This is a genomic window from Geodermatophilus sp. SYSU D00867 (genome assembly GCF_054050315.1).
The window spans coordinates 116,267-133,386 of sequence record NZ_JBJGZC010000007.1 but is presented as its reverse complement, the minus strand read 5'-3'; the positions used below and the strand labels follow the sequence as shown (position 1 = coordinate 133,386).

Below are 17,120 nucleotides of genomic sequence, written 5' to 3'. Positions count from 1 at the left end.
CCGGCGACTAGCGTCGTCGACGTGAGCGAGCAGATCCGCTGGGGCATCGTGGGGCCGGGACGCATCGCGCAGAGCGTGATGGGCGACTTCGCGCACGTGGAGGGCGCGCGGCCGGTGGCCGTGGCGTCCCGCTCGGCCGACCGGGCGCAGGCGTTCGCGCAGCAGCACGGGTTGGAGCGCGCCTACGGCTCCTACGCGGAGGTCCTCGCCGACCCCGACGTCGACGTCCTCTACGTCGCCACCCCGCACCCGCAGCACCACGCGGTCGCGCTCGCCGCGATCGAGGCGGGCAAGGCGCTGCTGGTGGAGAAGACGTTCACCGCCACCACCGCGGGCGCGCGGGAGGTGGTGGCGGCGGCCCGCGAGGCCGGCGTCTTCGTCATGGAGGCGATGTGGACGCGGTTCCAGCCGGCCGTCGTCCGCATGCGGGAGCTGGTCGCCGACGGCGCGATCGGCGAGGTGCGCTCGGTGCAGGCCGACCTCGGCGTCGACCGCGCCTACGACCCCGCCGACCGGCTGTTCGCCCTCGAGCTCGGCGGCGGCGCGCTGCTCGACCTCGGCGTCTACGTCGTCTCCTTCGCCCAGATGCTGCTGGGCGCCCCCGACACCGTCACCGCCGCCGGGTCCACCTACCCCACCGGCGCCGACGCCGAGGCGGCGCTGCTGCTCGGCTGGGAGGACGGCCGCTCGGCCACGCTGACCACCTCGCTGCGCTACCCGACGCCGGGGCAGGCGCGGGTGTTCGGCACCGGCGGCTGGATCGACGTCCTCCCCCGCTTCCACCACCCGGCCACGATCGTGCTGCACCGCACCGGCGCCGAGCCCGAGGAGATCACCCGCCCGGCGGCCGGGGTCGGGTACTCGCACGAGCTCGCCGAGGTCACGCGGTGCCTGCAGGAGGGGCGCACCGAGTCCGCGGTCGTGCCGCTGGCCGACACCCTCGCCGTGCAGGAGGTCCTGGGGCGCGCCGCGGAGCAGCTCGGGGTGCGGCACCGCGAGGACCCGCACGTCCTCGGCTGATCAGGCGGCGGCCCACGCCGCGCCGCTCGCCTCCTCCGGCGTCGGCACCCGGGTGGGCGTGCGGCCGGCCCGGCGGACCGCGCCGGCCAGGGTGACCGCGTCGACGACGGCGGCGCCGCCCGGGTCGTTGTTCAGGTACACGAACACGTCCTCGTCGTCGGTGTACGCCTCCGCCAGACGCTGCGCCCACTGGTCGAGCACGGCCGGGGGGTAGGCCCAGCCCTCGGCGCCGGTGTGCAGGCGCAGGTAGCCCCAGCCCGCCGTCCGCCACAGCGGCGTGACCGGCCGCTCGGCGCGGTCGGCCCAGCACAGCGCGGCGCCGTAGCGCTCCAGCAGCGCCCGGACCTCGTCGGTCCACCAGCTCTCGTGCCGGGGCTCGACCGCGACCCGGATGCCCGGTGGGAAGCAGGCGAGGCAGTCGCGCAGCAGCCCGGCGTCGGCCCGCAGCGTGGGGGGCAGCTGCAGCAGGACGACGTCGAGGCGGTCGCCGAGGCCCGCGGCGTGCTCCACCAGCCGGGCCACCGGCTCCTCGGGCTCGCGCAGCCGCTTGACGTGGGTGAGGAAGCGGCTGGCCTTGACCGCCCAGCGGTAGTCGGGCGGGGTGCGCTCGCGCCAGGCGGCGAAGGTGTCGCGCTCGGGCAGCCGGTAGAACGCGGCGTTGCTCTCCACGGTGGCGAAGTGCCGGGCGTGGTGCTCCAGCCACAGCCGCTGCGGCAGGCGCTGCGGGTAGAAGCGGCCGCGCCAGTCGCGGTACTGCCACCCCGAGGTCCCGATCACCACGGCCACGACGTCGGCCTACCCTGCGCGCTCGTGCCCGACGCACCCGCCCGCTCCGAGGACCCCTGCATCGACGCCCGCGACCACCAGGCGCTCGCCGACCGGTGGTGCGCCGCACCGGGCCACGTCCGCCGCGACACCCTGCCCGACGGCACGCCACGCGAGCACGACTGGCCCGTGCCGATCGAGGACCCCACCGGCGCGGGGCCGCTGATCCGGCTCCACCCGGTGCACGAGGAGCAGCTGGTCGAGAACCGCGTGCACCTCGACGTCGTCGCCGACTCCGCGGCGCTGCAGGCCGCCGGCGCCACGGTGGTGCGGGCCTCGGACGACCGGCCGGGCCACGAGCCTGAGGAGGACGCCGGCGAGATCGGCTGGGACGTCCTCGCCGACCCCGAGGGCGACGGGCTCTGCTGCTTCCCGCCGCCGCGGGGCTGACCCGCCGCCGGCAACTGCGGGGAAGTCGTCCCCTGCGGCCCGGCCGGGACGTCGTCTTCCCCGCACCTGCGCGCCATCGGCGTGATCACCTCGGCTGCAGCGGGCTCCCGAGTGCCGGGAGACCCTGCTGGACCAGGAGTGATCACAGGGGCGCCGGTCAGAGCCGGCGCCGACCCGCCGGCCGGCCGGCCAGTGCCCAGAGCGGTGTCCGGTCAGGCTCACCACGCGCAGAGCGGTCGACCGCCTCCGCGTCGGCGGCGGCGACGTCCTCCGCGGTGTGCCGCGTCACTTCCGCCCCGCTCATCGCGCTGGACCGGCGCCTCGACACCGGTGCCGTGCCCCTCGAGGAGCGCGAGCCACCCACCGTGCCGCTCCTCCAGTCGCACGTCCTGCGCGATCCGACGTGCCACGGGCGCGGGGCACCCCGCATCGTGCAGGGCATCCTCCAGCGCCCCGAGCATCCACGCCTGCCGCACCGGGACCTCGGACACGACGTCACCCCAGGGGCGCTGAGGCCGGACGCCCCACGGGGCCGGACACACGCTGGGCGCCCGCTCCGCCGTCGGAAGAGGGCGTCCACCGCGTGTCCGGCCCCGTGGACGCCGACAGGGGCGGCCCCGCGCGATGCGGGACCGCCCCTGCCGGGCGTTGCTGGTGTTGCGAGGGGGCGGGACTCAGAAGTCCATGCCGCCCATGCCGCCGTCGCCACCGGGCATGGCCGGGGCGGCCTTCTCCGGCTTGTCGGCGATGACGGCCTCGGTGGTGAGGAAGAGCGCCGCGATGGAGGCGGCGTTCTGCAGCGCCGAGCGGGTGACCTTGGCCGGGTCGATGATGCCGGCCGCGACCAGGTCCACGTACTCGCCGGTGGCGGCGTTGAGGCCGTGGCCCACCTCGGAGTTGCGCACCTTCTCCGCCACGACGCCGCCCTCGAGGCCGGCGTTGACGGCGATCTGCTTCAGCGGCGCCTCGAGCGCGACGCGCACGATGTTGGCACCGGTGGCCTCGTCACCCTCGAGGTCCAGCTTCTCGAACGCGACGGCGGTGGCCTGCGCCAGGGCGACGCCACCACCGGCGACGATGCCCTCCTCGACGGCGGCCTTGGCGTTGCGCACCGCGTCCTCGATGCGGTGCTTGCGCTCCTTGAGCTCGACCTCGGTCGCGGCGCCGGCCTTGATGACGGCGACGCCACCGGCCAGCTTGGCCAGGCGCTCCTGCAGCTTCTCGCGGTCGTAGTCGGAGTCCGACTTCTCGATCTCGGCGCGGATCTGGTTCACCCGGCCGGCGATCTGGTCGCTGTCACCCGAGCCCTCGACGATCGTCGTCTCGTCCTTGGTGACGACGACCTTGCGGGCGCGGCCCAGGAGGGAGACGTCGGCGGTGTCGAGCTTGAGGCCGACCTCCTCGCTGATGACCTGGCCACCGGTGAGGATGGCGATGTCGGTCAGCATGGCCTTGCGGCGGTCACCGAAGCCGGGGGCCTTGACGGCGACCGACTTGAAGGTGCCGCGGATCTTGTTCACGACCAGGGTCGCGAGGGCCTCGCCCTCGACGTCCTCGGCGATGATGGCCAGCGGCTTGCCCGACTGCATGACCTTCTCCAGCAGCGGGAGCAGGTCCTTGACCGAGCTGATCTTCGAGTTGACGACGAGCACGTACGGGTCGTCGAGGACGGCCTCCATGCGCTCGGCGTCGGTGACGAAGTAGGGCGAGATGTAGCCCTTGTCGAAGCGCATGCCCTCGGTGAGCTCGAGCTCGAGGCCGAAGGTGTTGCTCTCCTCGACGGTGATGACGCCTTCCTTGCCGACCTTGTCCATCGCCTCGGCGATGAGCTCACCGATGGCGGCGTCGGCGGCGGAGATCGACGCGGTGGCGGCGATCTGCTCCTTGGTCTCGACGTCCTTGGCGGTCGAGAGGAGGTACTCGGTGACCGAGGCGACGGCCTTCTCGATGCCCTTCTTCAGGGCCATCGGGTTGGCGCCGGCGGCGACGTTGCGCAGACCCTCGCGGACGAGCGCCTGGGCCAGCACGGTGGCGGTGGTGGTGCCGTCACCCGCGACGTCGTCGGTCTTCTTCGCGACCTCCTTGACCAGCTCGGCGCCGATCTTCTCCCAGGGGTCCTCGAGCTCGATCTCCTTGGCGATGCTCACACCGTCGTTGGTGATGGTGGGAGCGCCCCACTTCTTCTCGAGGACGACGTTGCGGCCCTTGGGGCCGAGCGTCACCTTGACGGCGTCGGCGAGGGTGTTCATGCCCCGCTCGAGACCGCGGCGCGCCTCTTCCTCGAAGGCGATCATCTTGGCCATGTGGTGATGTCCTCCATGCATGGATCGCTGCACGGCCGGGACCGGCGCCCGCGACGGACGACACCGGCGCGGCGGGCTCCCATGTGGCCCGCGCTCCTGTGCCTCACCGTTCCGACCTGATTGGCACTCGGCACTGTCGAGTGCCAACCGGAAGTCTGGCACTCGCCCCTGCCGAGTGCAAGAACGGGGGGTGGGTGCCGCCTGTTCCCGGTCGGGCCGGCGGCGGGGGCGGTGGTCCGGGAACGGCTGCGGCCCGGCTCCCGCGGAGGGAACCGGGCCGCAGCACGGAGGTGGGGAGGTGCTCAGGCGACGCGGACCGAGTCGGCCTGCGGACCCTTCTCGCCCTGGACGACCTCGAAGGTCACCCGCTGGCCCTCGTCGAGGCTCTTGTACCCGTCCATCTGGATGGCCGAGTAGTGGACGAAGACGTCCTGGCCGCCGTCGACGGCGATGAAGCCGAAGCCCTTCTCGGCGTTGAACCACTTCACGGTGCCCTGTGCCACGTGTGCTCCCACGTTGGTGCGTGCGGACGGTCCCCGTGATCCGGGGACCGGGGTACAGCTCTTCCGCCCGTCGGACACGTGCGTGGAACTGACGACCGCGCGAGACGGTACAACAGGCACGCCGCTGTGGGGAGATCCTGGACACACGACTCGGGGACGATCCGGGGGGACGTCACCCGCCGGATCGACGTCGCCCGCGAGCCTACGCCTCCCGCGGGGGCTCAGCCGATGAGCCCCGCGGACCGGACCGACCGCAGCGACGGCTCCACCCGGTGGGTCGGGCCGACCACCGGCAGCAGCGGGTCGAGGGTCTTGAGGCCCTCGCCGGTGTTGAGGACGACGGTCTCCCGGCTCGGGTCCAGCCGCCCGTCCTCGACCAGCTGGCGCAGCACCGCGACGGTCACGCCGCCGGCGGTCTCGGCGAAGACGCCGGTGGTGCGGGCGAGGTCGCGGATGCCCTGGACGATCTGCTCGTCGCCGACCCGGCCGACGGCGCCGCCGGTGCGGCGGATGGCGTCGAGCGCGTACGGGCCGTCGGCGGGGTTGCCGATGTTCAGCGACTTGGCGATCCCGGTGGGCTTGACCGGCTTGACGACGTCCCAGCCGTTGTCGAAGGCGGTGGCGATCGGGTCGCAGCCGGCCGACTGGGCGCCGAAGACCCGCCACTCGGTGTCCGCGACGATCCCGGCCTTCACCAGCTCCCGCCAGGCCTTGTCCACCTTGGTGAGCAGCGAGCCCGACGCCATCGGGATGACGACCTGCGCCGGGATCCGCCAGCCGAGCTGCTCGGCGATCTCGTAGCCCATCGTCTTGGAGCCCTCGGCGTAGTAGGGCCGCACGTTCTGGTTGACGAAGGCGGTGTCCTCGAACTCGTCGGTCTCGGCGAGCTCGCTGGTCAGCCGGTTGACGTCGTCGTAGGACCCGTCGACGGCGACCAGCGTCTGGCCGTAGACCGCCGACTGCACGACCTTGCCGGGCTCGAGGTCGGACGGGATGAAGACGAACGACGGCAGGCCCGCGCGGGCGGCGTGCGCGGCCACCGAGTTGGCCAGGTTGCCGGTGGAGGCCGCGGCGATCTTGCGGTAGCCCAGCCCCTTCGCGGCGGTGGCGGCGAGGCTGACCACGCGGTCCTTGAACGAGTGCGTGGGGTTGGCCGAGTCGTCCTTGACCCACAGCCCGCCGGTGATGCCGAGCTCGGCGGCGAGCCGGTCGGCGCGGACCAGCGGGGTCATGCCCGGGTCGAGGGACACGCGGTCGGCCGGGTCCTGGCCCACCGGCAGCAGCGCGGCGTAGCGCCAGATGTTCTGCGGGCCGGCCTCGATCTGCTCGCGGGTGACGGCGGCCATGAGCTCGGGGTCGTAGTCGACCTCGAGCGGGCCGAAGCACTGGGCGCAGGCGTGCTCGGCGACGAGCCCGAAGGTGGCGCCGCAGTTGCGACAGACGAGGCCACGGGCGGGGCTGGGCGGCACGGGGCCGCCGGCCGAGCTGTCGGCCTGCAGGGAACCGGGTGCGGTCAGGGTCATGCGACGACTACCTCCTCATCTTCCCCGCGTCGGGCCGTCGAGCCGCGCGGGACGGAATTGGCACCTCTCGCCGCTCGCGCGAGCGCGGTTGCCGGGGCTTCACCGGGCCGTGTCCCTCTGCCCCTCTGGATGAGTGGAACGGGCCCGACTCTACCCGGCTGCCGGGACCGCCCCCGGCCCCGGCCATGCTGGGCGCCGTGGCAGCGCGCATCGTCTACACCGACCTCGACGGCACGATGGTCGGACCGCGGGGGTCCTTCTGGCACGCCGCCGACGGCTCCCCCACCGCCGAGCCGGCCGCGGCCCTGCTGGAGCTGCACACCGCCGGGGTCGCGCTGGTGATCGTCAGCGGGCGCACCGCCGACCAGGTCACCGAGGCGGGGCGGATCTTCGCCGCCGACGGCGCGATCGCCGAGCTGGGCTCGCTGGTGACGTGGAAGGGCGGCCGGGAGCGGCACGGGCTGACCGGCGAGCTGCCCGAGGAGTACGCCGGCCGCACGCCGATGGACGTGATGGCCGAGCTCGGCGTCGTCGACGCGCTGTGCGCCGCCCACCCCGGCCGGCTCGAGTGGCACGCGCCCTGGCACACCACGCACGACGGCGACGCGCTGCTGCGCGGGTTCGTGGACCCGCTCGCCGTCGACGCGTGGCTGGCCGAGCGCGGGTTGGGCTGGCTGACGCTCAAGGACAACGGCGCGATCCCCGCCTCGGCCCGGCTGCGGCTGGCGCCGGAGGGGCAGCTGGCCCGCGTCTACCACCTCATGCCGCGCGGCATCTCCAAGGGCGCGGCGATCGCCTGGGACCTCGAGCGGCGCGGCGTCGACCCGGCGGACGCCGTCGCGATCGGCGACAGCGCCAGCGACCTGGAGATGGCGCCCGCCGTCGGCCGGCTGTGGATCACCGCCAACGGCGCGGAGGTCGAGGGCATGGCCGGGCTGCTGGGCGCCGTCCCGAACGTGTCGGTGACCGACGAGCCGATGGGCGTCGGCTGGGCCCAGGCGGTCCGAGCGAGCCTGTGACACCGCCGTCCCACCGGACCGCACCGCGCCCGGGTGCCGTTCCCCTGCTGCCCGGAGCCGGTGCGGGGGCGGGACACCTCGTTCAGCTGGTGACGTCGTTCAGCTGGTGACGTCGTTCAGCTGGTGACGTCGTTCAGCTGGTGACGTCGTTCAGCTGGTGACGTCGCGCCGGGCGAAGTGGCGGAAGCCGAGCGCGGTGAAGACCGCCGCGTAGACCAGCGACTGGACGACGCCGCGGAACAGGTCGGAGGAGTCGACCGGCGTCTGCAGCAGGTCGGTCCAGGCGAACTCCTCCGCGGTGGGGAACCAGTCTCGGATCGACCCGAGCTGCTCGACCTGGTCGAGGATGGCGAACACGACCGTCGTGAACACCGCCCCGCCGACGGCGGCCAGCGGCGCGTCGGTGACCGTGGACAGCCAGAACGCCAGCGTCCCGACGACGAGCAGGTGCACGGCGAGGTAGCCGAGCATCCCGGCCAGCCGCAGGAACCCCTCCCCCTGGGACAGGGTCACCCCGATCGGCGTCCGGATCTCGCCGAAGCCGAACGCCAGGCCGCCGGCGACCACCGCGACGGCGACGAGGGTGAGCAGCGCGCTCACCGACTGGACCAGCGCCGCGAGCCACTTCTGCCGGAGCAGCCGCATCCGGGGCACCGGCGTGGCCAGGGTGTAGCGCAGCGAGCCCCACTGCGCCTCGCTGGCCACCGTGTCGCCGAAGAACAGCGCGTAGACCACGACGAGGAAGAACGTCGTCGTGGCGAACAGCACGAACAGCGTGAAGTTCAGCCCGCTGGCGGTGGCGACGTCGACGAGGTTGATCCGGCTGTTGGTCTGCGCCTCCTCGCTCGCGCCCAGCTGGAGCGCGGCGATGAGCACCAGCGGCAGCGCGACCATCGCCGCGAAGACGCCGATCGTGCGGCGCCGCTTGAACTGCCGGCGCAGCTCGACCGACAGCCGCAGCGTCCGCTCGGGCCGGTAGCCGGCGACGGCGCCGGTGGGCTGGACGTGCTCGGTCGCGGTCACGACTCCCCCACGAGTGCCAGGAACGCGTCCTCCAGGCGGCGGCGCGGCGTGAACTGGTCGACGGCGACGTCCGCGGCCACCAGCGCCTGCAGCGCCGCCGCCCGCGACGTCCCCGGGCCGAGGTCGGCGACCAGGCCCTCGTCGGTGCGCTCGACCGCGACCCCGGGCAGCCCCGACAGGACGGCGGCCGCGCGGTCGGCGTCGGCCTCGTCGGCGAGGCCGACCAGCACCGCGCCGCCGGTGCCGACGATCTCCTCGACCGTCCCCTGCGCGATCTTCTGCCCCTTCGCCATGACCACCACGTGGGTGCAGGTCTGCTCGATCTCGCTGAGCAGGTGGCTGGAGACGATGACCGTGCGGCCGGTGGCGGCGTAGTCGCGCAGCACCTCGCGCATGGCGTGGATCTGCGGCGGGTCCAGCCCGTTGGTCGGCTCGTCGAGGACCAGCAGGTCGGGCAGGCCGAGCATGGCCTGCGCGATCGCCACCCGCTGGCGCATGCCCTGGCTGTAGCGGCGCACCGGCCGGTCGATGGCGGCGCCGAGGCCGGCGACGGCGATGGCCTCCTCCACGTGCGCGTCCTCGGCCGGGCGGCCGGTGGCGGCCCAGTACAGGCGCAGGTTGTCGCGGCCGGACAGGTGCGGCTGCAGCCCGGTGCCCTCGACGAACGAGCCCAGCCGGGACAGCACCGGCGCGCCGGGGCGGACCTCGTGACCGAACACGGTGATCCGCCCGGAGTTCGGCCGGATCAGCCCCATGAGCATGCGCAGCGACGTCGTCTTGCCCGCCCCGTTGGGGCCGAGCAGGCCGAGCACCTGGCCGCGGCGGACCTCGAAGGACAGGTCGCGGACGGCGACGAAGCCGTCCCTGTAGGCCTTGGTGATGCCCTCGAAGCGCAGCGGCACGTCCTCGCCGTCGGGCTCCACCTCCGAGGTGACCCGGCGCCGGCGGCGGCCCCACAGCACCGCGGCGAGCCAGCCGAGCAGGCCCAGGGCGACGACGGCGCCGAGCAGCCACCACCAGCGGGAGGTGCCGCCGTCGGCCTGCGGCTGCCCCTCGACGGTGGGCACGGCCAGCGCGGTGCCGCCGTTGCCGGCCCCGGCGAGCGCGACGGAGTAGACGGTGGCCTCGGCCGGCAGCGCGAAGGCCTGGTCGGTCGAGGAGACGACGACGCGCATCGTGTGCCCGGCCTCGAAGCGGTGCACGATGCCCGGCAGCGTCACGGCGACCTCGGTGGGCGCGGTCGGGTCCGCCGACAGGCCGGTGAGCGACAGCGGGGCCACCAGCCCGCCGGGCAGGGTCTGGGCGCCGTCGGGGCCGACGTCGTAGAGCTTCGCGAACAGCGTGGCGCTGCCGGTGGGCGAGGCGACGGCGAGCTCGACGGTCGGCGCGCCGACCACCTCGACCGCCCCGTCGAGCGGGTCGCTGGAGAACGCGGCGAACTGGCCGGGGATCTCCACGGCCTGCCCGCCGAGCGCCGAGGCCAGCGCGCCCAGGCCCGGGACGGTGGTGATCGCGGCCGGGGTGCCGCCGGCGGGCGTGACCACCGGCTGGGTGCCGCCGTCGAGCGCGACGCTCTCCCGCTGCGCCGGCTCCCCGCCGTCGAGGCCCGGGTAGGCGTCCGCGAGCACGCTCTGGTTGCCGCCCTGCACGCTGCCCAGGCCGCTGCCGAGGCCGGTGGGCGCCGGGAAGTGGAAGCCGGTGCCGGGGTCCTCGCCGCGGGCGGGGTCGTCCTCGTCGCGCAGGTACCAGTCGAACCAGCCGGCGACCTGGTCGCGCAGCTCGGCGGTCTCCCGCTCCGACGACCGGGAGTCGTGGCCGCCGGCGTACCAGACGACCTTGACCGGGGTGCCGTTCGCGGCGATGCCGCGGGCGTTGGCGTCGGCCTGGCCCAGGCCGAACAGGGAGTCCTCGGTGCCCTGGACCAGCAGCGTCGGCGCGGTGATGCGGTCGAGCACCGCGGCCGGGCTGCTGCGGTCGAGCACCGCGGCCACCTCGGGCGTGAGCGTGCCCGAGGCCGCGGCGGACTGGTAGGCGGCGCAGATGTCGGCGCGGAACCGGCCGCAGGTCAGCGCCTGCTCCACCACCGCGGGGTCCACCGACGCCGGGTCGAACGGCAGGGTGGGGGCGGCGCCGCCGGAGACGGGGGCCGCGTCACCGGAGGCGCCGGGGTCCCCGCCGTCCTCGCCGTCCTCGGCCTCGGCCGCTCCCCCGCCGCCGAGCGCGTCCAGCAGCCCGCCGGTGGGCGCCGCGCCCACGCCGAAGAACAGCCCCGCCCACAGCCGCTTGTAGACGCCGGCGTCGGCGGTCTGCGGCGTCGCGGCGGGGGTCCGTGCGTCGGCGGCGCCGGTCTGGGAGGGGAAGAGCGCGGCGGTCAGCGAGTGCCAGGTGATCTGCGGCGCGATGGCGTCGACCCGGTCGTCGTGGGCGGCGGCGAGCAGCGACAGCGCCCCGCCGTAGGAGGCGCCGGCGACGCCGACCCGCGGGTCGCCGTCGCCGTCGAGGAGGACGTCGTCGCGGTCGGCGAGCAGGTCGAGCAGCGTGGACAGGTCGGCGACCTCGTAGCGCGGGTCGTCCAGGCCGATCTGGCCGGTGCTCTCGCCGAACCCGCGCGCGGAGTACGCGAGGACGACGTAGCCACGGCCGGCGAGGTCCCGGGCGTCGTCGGCGACCGACCGCTTGCTGCCGCCGAAGCCGTGGGCGAGGACGACGGCCGGCGCCGGGTCGTCGGCGGTGGCCGAGGCCGGGAGGTACAGCGTCGTGTCCAGCTCGACGGCGTCGGCGCCCGAGCCGGAGGGGACGCGCGCGTCCTCGGTGCGGACGTCCTCGGCGGCGGCCGCCGGGGTGGGCAGCGCGCCGACGAGGGTGCCGGTGAACAGGAGGGCGAGCAGGGCGCCGGCCACCGCGCGGGCGCCGGGGCGCGGGCGCGGTGTCACGGGCCCGCGGAACGGACGCACGCTGCGGCCAACGGACGGTGCCGCGCTGGGGTTCCGCAGGTGTCGGGACGGGGCGCGACCGGGGGCGGTCAGGGCTCGAGCCCGCCGGTGACGACGACGACCAGGCCCGGGTCGGGCACGTCCGGCACCTCGAAGAACCGCACCGCGGGCCCGGTGGTGATGCCCGGGAACGCCTCCATGAGCTGCAGGGCGGACTGGCGCTGCGACTCGTCGCCCTCGTCGAAGAAGACGGTGGTGGCGGCGACGTCCCCACCCTCGTAGGCCCCGACACCGGCCGTCGTCCAGCCCTGGGCGGCGAACGCGGTGGCGACGTCGGCGGCCAGCCCACCGGTCTGCGTGGCGTTGAGGACGGTCACCGGCACGCGCACCGGGGTGCTGGGCGCCTGCTCGACCGGGGGCAGCGGCTGGGCCGACAGCGGGGGCAGCGGGCCCGAGGAGGGCGTCACCGACGTCGAGGCCGACGGCTCGCTCGTCGGCGTCGCGGCCGAGCCAGCCTCCTGCGCCGCCGGGGAGGTGAAGCTGTAGACGCCGAGCACGACCAGCGCGACGACGACGACCGCCAGCAGCGCGACCCCGGCGCGACGGCGCGGCGGCGCGTCCTCGCCCTCGGCGGCGCGCAGCGCGGCGCGGGAGACCCCGGCCCGGCGCGCGGCCTTGCGGCGCTCGGCCTCCATGGCCTGCCGCTCGGCCTCCTTCGCCTGGCGCTCGGCGCGCATGGCGGCGCGGTTGCCCACGACGCCGGTGCCGTCGGTCTGCGGGCCGGTGTCCGGCTCGGCGTCGCGGTCCCGCTGCGCCCGGTCGCGGCGGCCGGCGACCTCGCGGTCGGGGATCGCCTCGGTCAGCGGCGCGGCCGGGGGGCGGTCCCGGGACACCTCACGGTCGGGGATCGCCTCGGTCGCCGGGGCGGGCGCGCGGTCCGCGGACGCCACGCGGTCGCGGGACACCTCGCGGTCGGGGATCGCCTCGGTGGGCGGGGCGGCCGGCGTCGCGGTGCCCGCCCGGGAGGGGCTGGTCCAGTCGCGGTAGCCGTTCCCGGCGGCGGCCTCGCCCGGGGTCCGGCCCCGGTCCCGGGACCGCGCCGGCTCCGCCGCGGGCGGGGGCTGCGCCCGGCCGCGGGCCGGCGGGCGGGCCGGCTGGTCCCACGGGTCCAGCGGCGGCGCCGCCGGTTCGGCGGCGGCCTCGGCGTCGGGCCGGGGGACCGCCTGGAACGGCGCGACCGTGGTCTCGGGCGGCGCAGGACGGGCCGGCGGCGAGGGCGCCGGCCGGGAGACGGCCGACGACTGCGCGGTCGGCGGCTCGGCCGGGCGGGCCGGCAGCTGGGGCGCGGGGTGGGCCGGCGGCTGGGGCGCGGGCACCTGCCGGGTGGCGGCGCCGGCGGCCACCGGCGCGGGGACGCGGGGACGGGCCGGGGCGGCGGGCTGCGCGGGGCGCGACCGGACGGCCGGCGCCTCGGGCTGCGGCGCGCGGACCGGCGGGCGCTGCGGCTCGGCCGGGCGTGCGGGCGTCGCCGGGGGCGCGGGGGCTGCCGGGCGGGCGGCCACGGCGGGGCGGGCGGACCGGCCGGTGAGCCGGCGGCGGTCGGTCTCGTCCGCGGCGCCGAGCAGCGCGTCGCGGCGGCGGTCGGCGCGGCTGCGGCCGGGACCGGGCGTCGTCGGGTGGTCGCTCAGCTCCGCGGCGCCCGGGTCGACGCCGGGGCCGGGCCTCGTGGGCAGGTCGGGCAGGGGCGCGCTGGGGTGGTCGGTGCGGCGCCGGCCGCCTGCCACCGGGGCTGACGGCCGGTCCGGTTGGTCACCGCCTGGTGCCGCGTGCCTGCCCACGGTCACCAAATCTAGAGGGCGGAGGAGCCCTTGCCCAGCAGGTGAGGCGAACGCCGCTGGCGCCGCGCGGTGCGCAGCCGGCGCAGGCGGCGGACGAGGAGGGGGTCGGCCTCGAGCGCGGCCGGGCGGTCGACCAGCGCGTTCAGCACCTGGTAGTAGCGGGTGGGCGGGAGGCCGAACCGCTCGCGGATCGCGGTCTCCTTCGCGCCGGGCTGGCGCCACCACTGCCGCTCGAAGGCCAGCATCTCGTGCTCGCGCCGGGTCAGGCCCGCGGGCTGCGCGGGGCCCTCACCGGACTCCGGGCCCCCCGGCGGGGAGACCGCGGGGTCGGGGTCGGGGGTCATGGTCGGGTCCGTTCGATCGGGGGGAAGCCGTCACCCACAACGGTAGGCCCGGGGGGTGACAGGCCACAGCCCGAGACGCGCGGTCAGGCCGCGGCGGGCACCTGCCCGGCGGCCGCCCTCCGGCCGGCGGCCCGGGCCGAGCGCAGGCTGTCCACGGTGAACACCGCCAGCGCCGTCCAGACGATCGCGAAGCCCGCCAGCCGCGCCGGGGGCATCGGCTCGTGGAACACGAAGACACCCAGTGCCAGCTGCATGAGCGGCGTGACGTACTGCAGCAGCCCGACGGTCGACAGCGGGATGCGCCGGGCGGCCGCGGCGAACAGCAGCAGCGGCACCGCCGTCGCGACGCCCGAGGCCGCGAGCAGCAGGAGGTGGCCGGTGCCCTCGGACCCCGCGGTGCCCCGCCCGGTGGCCTGCAGGACGGCGAGGAGCACCAGCGCCGGCAGGAAGGTCACCGCCGTCTCCACGAACAGGCCCGGCGCCGCCTCCACCCGCACCAGCTTCTTGAGCAGGCCGTAGCTGCCGAAGGTGGCGGCCAGCGCCAGGGCGATCCACGGCGGCCGGCCGTGGTCGACGGTCAGGACGACGACGGCCACCGCGGCCAGCCCGACCGCGGCCCACTGCAGCGGACGCAGCCGCTCGGCGAAGACGACGACGCCGAGCAGCACGCTGACCAGCGGGTTGATGAAGTAGCCGAGCGAGGTCTCGACGACGTGCCCGGAGTTGACGCCGTAGACGAAGACCAGCCAGTTGGCCGCGATGAGCACCGAGGCCCCGGCCAGGACCAGCAGCGTGCGGCGGTCGGTGACCGCCGCGCGGACCAGTGCCCACCGCCGCAGCACGGTCAGGAGGACGGCCACGAACAGCAGCGACCAGACGATGCGGTGGGCGACGATCTCCACCCCGCCGGCCGGCTCCAGCAGCGGGAAGTAGAGCGGGAAGACACCCCACAACCCGTAGGCGGCGAGTCCCGCTGCCGTGCCCGCCCGCCGCTCGTCCACGGCGGGCAACCGTACGCCGCGCCGCGACGTGGTCTGGATTACGTGGTCTGGATTACGTGGTCTGGATGTAGTCGACGAGGTGGTCCCGCTCCTCCTGCAGCTCGTCGAGGCGGGCCTTGACGACGTCGCCGATCGAGACGATCCCCAGCAGCCGGCCGTCCTCGACGACGGGCACGTGCCGGATGCGGTGGTCGGTCATCGTGCGGGCGAGGTCGTGCACCGAGGCGCCGGGCACGCAGGTGCGCACCTCGGCGGTCATCAGCGCCGACACCGGCCCGTCGAGGACCTCCGGCCCGGAGGCGTGCAGGGCGCGGACGACGTCGCGCTCGGAGACGATGCCGTCGACGGCGCCTCCCCCGCGGGAGACGACGAGCGCGCCGATGCGGTGCTCGGCGAGCAGGGCCAGGGCGGCACGGACGGGCCGGTCCGGCGCCACGGTGACGACGTCGGGGCCCTTGCGGCGGAGCAGCGAGGCGATCTGCACGGGAGCCCTCCCTCCCCTCGGGGGTCGCAGTGTCCACCCGCCGCCGTGCGGGGGGCAACGGCCCGGTCGGGACGGTCCGGTCCCGGTTCCCGGGGTGGACAGCGGGGCCTACCGTCGAGGCGTGCGCACCCAGCACGCCGCGCCCGCGACGTCCCGCCGCCCGACCGTCCTGCAGTGGCTCCGCTACGCCGTCGGCGGCGGGCTGCCCCGGGAGCTGTCGCCGTGGGTGCTGTCGGACACCACCCGGCCGGGATGGGTGCGCCGGCACGTCGCCCGCTCGCTGGTGCAGCTCGCCCCGCTGGTGGTGATCTGTCTGGTCGCCGTCCCCGTGGGGATGGGCTACCGGCTGACCGCGGCGGCCGGGGGGCTGATGGTCGGGCTGATGTACTCGCTGGCGTTCGTGGTGGAGACGACCGAGCACCGCGTGGCCAAGGCCGGCTACCCGGCCGGCACCGCCGCCCGGCTGCGCGAGGAGCGCGCCGAGCGGGCGCGGGCGGCCCGCGCCGAGCGGCACCACCCCTACCGCGTGGGCGGGGCGGGCAGCTTCGACTGAGCCGACGGGGGGACTCGAACCCCCAACCGCCCGATTACAAGTCGGGTGCGCTACCAGTTGCGCCACGCCGGCGGGACACGGGAACCGCTCCCGGCGTCAAGGATAGGGACCCCTCGGGGGACGTCCGTCCCTGGACGGGCGACGACGGCCGCTGTGAGCGTGCCGCCGGTGTCCCTCGGGTCCGTCGACGACGTCGTCGCGTCGGTCGGCACGGCGCCGGTGGTGCCGGCGGCCGGCCCGGGCCGGTGGACCCGCCGGGCGGGGCTCGCCGGGCCGGTGTGGTCCCTCCGCCTGGGCCGGGCGCTGTCCGCCGCCGTCCCGGCCGACGACACGGGTCGAGCCGACGCCCCCGCTGCCGATGCTGAGCGCGTGGCACCGATCGACGACCCGGCCGGGCTCCTGCCGCTGGACCGGACCCAGCTGGACGCGCTGCGCGAGCACCTCGACGCCGTCCTCTCGGCCGGGGACTGCGACCGGACCCACCGCGCCACCGACGCCTGGGCCGCCGGGCACGGCATCGCCCTCGACCGGCTGCACGAGGGGCTCGAGGAGTACGGCGGGTTCTGCGACTGCGAGGTCGTGATGAACGTCGACTCCGCCGCCGTCTTCGACCCTCAGGCGGCCGCCGGGCCCTCGCGCAGGTAGCCGGCCGGGTCGCTGCCGGGCAGCGGCCCCTCGGCCAGCCAGCGGGCGAAGCCGGCCGGGTCGCGGCGCTCGAGCTCGTCGAGGGCGTCCTGGCGGCGGTGGACGATCGACTGCCGCGCCGCCGGGTCCAGCCGGCCGGCCAGCGCGGCCGTCGTGCCGAGCCACTCGCGGCCCAGCGCCGCGGTCGTCAGGGTCGTCACCGGCGGCAGGGAGGTGACCGTCCCGACGGCCTCCCCCGGGCGGGCGCCGGCCACCGGCCGCTGCGGCGCCGGTGCGGCGAGCCGGCCGGGCGCCGGGGCGTCGTCGGGGGCGGCCGGCCGCACCGGGCGGCCGGTGTGCAGCAGCCACGACCCGAGCCCGCCGAGGAAGAGCACCGCACCGGCCAGGGCCGTCAGCGCCGGACCGCCCAGCGCCGCGGTGCCGGACAGGAACAGCAGCACGCCGATCGTGACCGCGCCGGCCCGCCAGGCCGCCTCCAGCGGGGTGTACCGCGGCGGCCGGCCGTCCTCGTGCGACTCGCGCGCCACGCCGCCGGCCAGGCAGGAGGTCACCACCGCGGCCAGCGCGACGGCGAGCAGCCCCGGGGGCCGCAGGGCGAGGCCGCCGACGACGGCGACCGCGGCGGCGGTGAGGGCGGCGAGGCCCACGAGCAGACGGGCGGGCAGACCGCGGGTGGACACGAGCAGCCTCCAGGAGCGCAGGCCGGGCAGCGGGGA

The 17,120-nt window shown here is 76.0% G+C and carries 16 protein-coding genes, 1 tRNA gene and 1 riboswitch; of the genes, 5 read left to right on the top strand and 12 right to left on the bottom strand.

Annotation, left to right across the window (positions count from 1 at the left end):
* Positions 1–21: 21 nt before the first annotated feature.
* Complete coding sequence (locus ACI8AK_RS08585; protein ID WP_456901697.1) at positions 22–1,020, top strand: Gfo/Idh/MocA family protein; 999 nt, start codon at positions 22–24, stop codon at positions 1,018–1,020.
* On the opposite strand, the gene ACI8AK_RS08580 is transcribed toward ACI8AK_RS08585, so the two are convergent.
* Positions 1,021–1,806 carry a DUF72 domain-containing protein gene (locus tag ACI8AK_RS08580; RefSeq protein ID WP_456955862.1) on the bottom strand — a complete coding sequence of 262 codons (786 nt, stop codon included), beginning with the start codon at positions 1,804–1,806 and terminating at the stop codon, positions 1,021–1,023. It lies immediately after the preceding gene.
* Positions 1,807–1,830: 24 nt separating this feature from the next.
* Here ACI8AK_RS08580 and ACI8AK_RS08575 point away from each other — a divergent pair, with 24 nt between their 5' ends.
* Positions 1,831–2,235: a VOC family protein gene (locus tag ACI8AK_RS08575; RefSeq protein ID WP_456955860.1), complete on the top strand. Its 405-nt coding sequence runs from the start codon at positions 1,831–1,833 to the stop codon at positions 2,233–2,235.
* 674 nt (positions 2,236–2,909) lie between these two features.
* Here the strand turns inward: ACI8AK_RS08575 and groL are convergent.
* The 3 genes from groL to thrC all read right to left on the bottom strand — a co-directional run bounded on the left by groL (position 2,910) and on the right by thrC (position 6,564).
* On the bottom strand, positions 2,910–4,538 hold the full coding sequence (gene groL, locus ACI8AK_RS08570) for a chaperonin GroEL (RefSeq protein WP_387988034.1): 1,629 nt from the start codon (positions 4,536–4,538) through the stop codon (positions 2,910–2,912).
* Positions 4,539–4,840: 302 nt separating this feature from the next.
* Entirely contained in the window at positions 4,841–5,041 is a 201-nt protein-coding gene (locus ACI8AK_RS08565; protein ID WP_387988035.1) for a cold-shock protein, read from the bottom strand.
* 221 nt (positions 5,042–5,262) lie between these two features.
* Complete coding sequence (gene thrC / locus ACI8AK_RS08560) at positions 5,263–6,564, bottom strand: threonine synthase (RefSeq protein WP_387988036.1); 1,302 nt, start codon at positions 6,562–6,564, stop codon at positions 5,263–5,265.
* Between the two features lie 12 nt (positions 6,565–6,576).
* A riboswitch (SAM riboswitch) is annotated at positions 6,577–6,700 on the bottom strand.
* A 61-nt stretch (positions 6,701–6,761) separates the two neighbouring features.
* Between thrC and ACI8AK_RS08555 the strand changes: the two genes are divergently transcribed.
* The gene (locus ACI8AK_RS08555; protein WP_387988037.1) at positions 6,762–7,583 is read left to right on the top strand and encodes an HAD family hydrolase; all 822 of its coding nucleotides are present in this window, start codon (positions 6,762–6,764) and stop codon (positions 7,581–7,583) included.
* 150 nt (positions 7,584–7,733) lie between these two features.
* On the opposite strand, the gene ACI8AK_RS08550 is transcribed toward ACI8AK_RS08555, so the two are convergent.
* The 6 genes from ACI8AK_RS08550 to ACI8AK_RS08525 form a co-directional block, all read right to left on the bottom strand.
* Positions 7,734–8,606 (bottom strand): ABC transporter permease, encoded by an 873-nt coding sequence (locus ACI8AK_RS08550; RefSeq protein ID WP_456955858.1) that lies wholly within the window; start codon positions 8,604–8,606, stop codon positions 7,734–7,736.
* Complete coding sequence (locus tag ACI8AK_RS08545) at positions 8,603–11,539, bottom strand: alpha/beta fold hydrolase (protein ID WP_456901699.1); 2,937 nt, start codon at positions 11,537–11,539, stop codon at positions 8,603–8,605. Before ACI8AK_RS08545 ends, ACI8AK_RS08550 begins: the two co-directional genes overlap by 4 nt.
* 89 nt (positions 11,540–11,628) lie before the next feature.
* Complete coding sequence (locus ACI8AK_RS08540; RefSeq protein ID WP_456955856.1) at positions 11,629–13,323, bottom strand: LytR C-terminal domain-containing protein; 1,695 nt, start codon at positions 13,321–13,323, stop codon at positions 11,629–11,631.
* A 65-nt stretch (positions 13,324–13,388) separates the two neighbouring features.
* Complete coding sequence (locus tag ACI8AK_RS08535; RefSeq protein WP_387987099.1) at positions 13,389–13,721, bottom strand: DUF3263 domain-containing protein; 333 nt, start codon at positions 13,719–13,721, stop codon at positions 13,389–13,391.
* A gap of 83 nt (positions 13,722–13,804) precedes the next feature.
* Positions 13,805–14,722: an EamA family transporter RarD gene (gene rarD, locus ACI8AK_RS08530; protein ID WP_456955854.1), complete on the bottom strand. Its 918-nt coding sequence runs from the start codon at positions 14,720–14,722 to the stop codon at positions 13,805–13,807.
* 52 nt (positions 14,723–14,774) lie between these two features.
* Entirely contained in the window at positions 14,775–15,206 is a 432-nt protein-coding gene (locus ACI8AK_RS08525; protein WP_456901702.1) for a CBS domain-containing protein, read from the bottom strand.
* A gap of 121 nt (positions 15,207–15,327) precedes the next feature.
* Between ACI8AK_RS08525 and ACI8AK_RS08520 the strand changes: the two genes are divergently transcribed.
* The gene (locus ACI8AK_RS08520; RefSeq protein WP_387987108.1) at positions 15,328–15,759 is read left to right on the top strand and encodes a DUF5313 family protein; all 432 of its coding nucleotides are present in this window, start codon (positions 15,328–15,330) and stop codon (positions 15,757–15,759) included.
* On the opposite strand, the gene ACI8AK_RS08515 is transcribed toward ACI8AK_RS08520, so the two are convergent.
* Positions 15,759–15,831 (bottom strand) — tRNA-Thr (locus ACI8AK_RS08515). The two genes, ACI8AK_RS08520 and ACI8AK_RS08515, sit on opposite strands and share 1 nt — an antisense overlap.
* 96 nt (positions 15,832–15,927) lie before the next feature.
* Here ACI8AK_RS08515 and ACI8AK_RS08510 point away from each other — a divergent pair.
* The gene (locus tag ACI8AK_RS08510) at positions 15,928–16,404 is read left to right on the top strand and encodes a DUF2695 domain-containing protein (RefSeq protein ID WP_456955852.1); all 477 of its coding nucleotides are present in this window, start codon (positions 15,928–15,930) and stop codon (positions 16,402–16,404) included.
* Here ACI8AK_RS08510 and ACI8AK_RS08505 read toward each other — a convergent pair.
* Positions 16,374–17,084 carry a hypothetical protein gene (locus ACI8AK_RS08505; RefSeq protein ID WP_456955851.1) on the bottom strand — a complete coding sequence of 237 codons (711 nt, stop codon included), beginning with the start codon at positions 17,082–17,084 and terminating at the stop codon, positions 16,374–16,376. The genes ACI8AK_RS08510 and ACI8AK_RS08505 overlap by 31 nt on opposite strands.
* Positions 17,085–17,120 lie beyond the last annotated feature (36 nt).

Excerpts from the sequence above, each read along its gene's own strand:
- groL (WP_387988034.1), bottom strand. The coding sequence starts at position 4,538 with ATGGCCAAGATGATCGCCTTCGAGGAAGAGGCGCGCCGCGGTCTCGAG.
- thrC (WP_387988036.1), bottom strand. The coding sequence starts at position 6,564 with ATGACCCTGACCGCACCCGGTTCCCTGCAGGCCGACAGCTCGGCCGGC.
- ACI8AK_RS08535 (WP_387987099.1), bottom strand. The coding sequence starts at position 13,721 with ATGACCCCCGACCCCGACCCCGCGGTCTCCCCGCCGGGGGGCCCGGAG.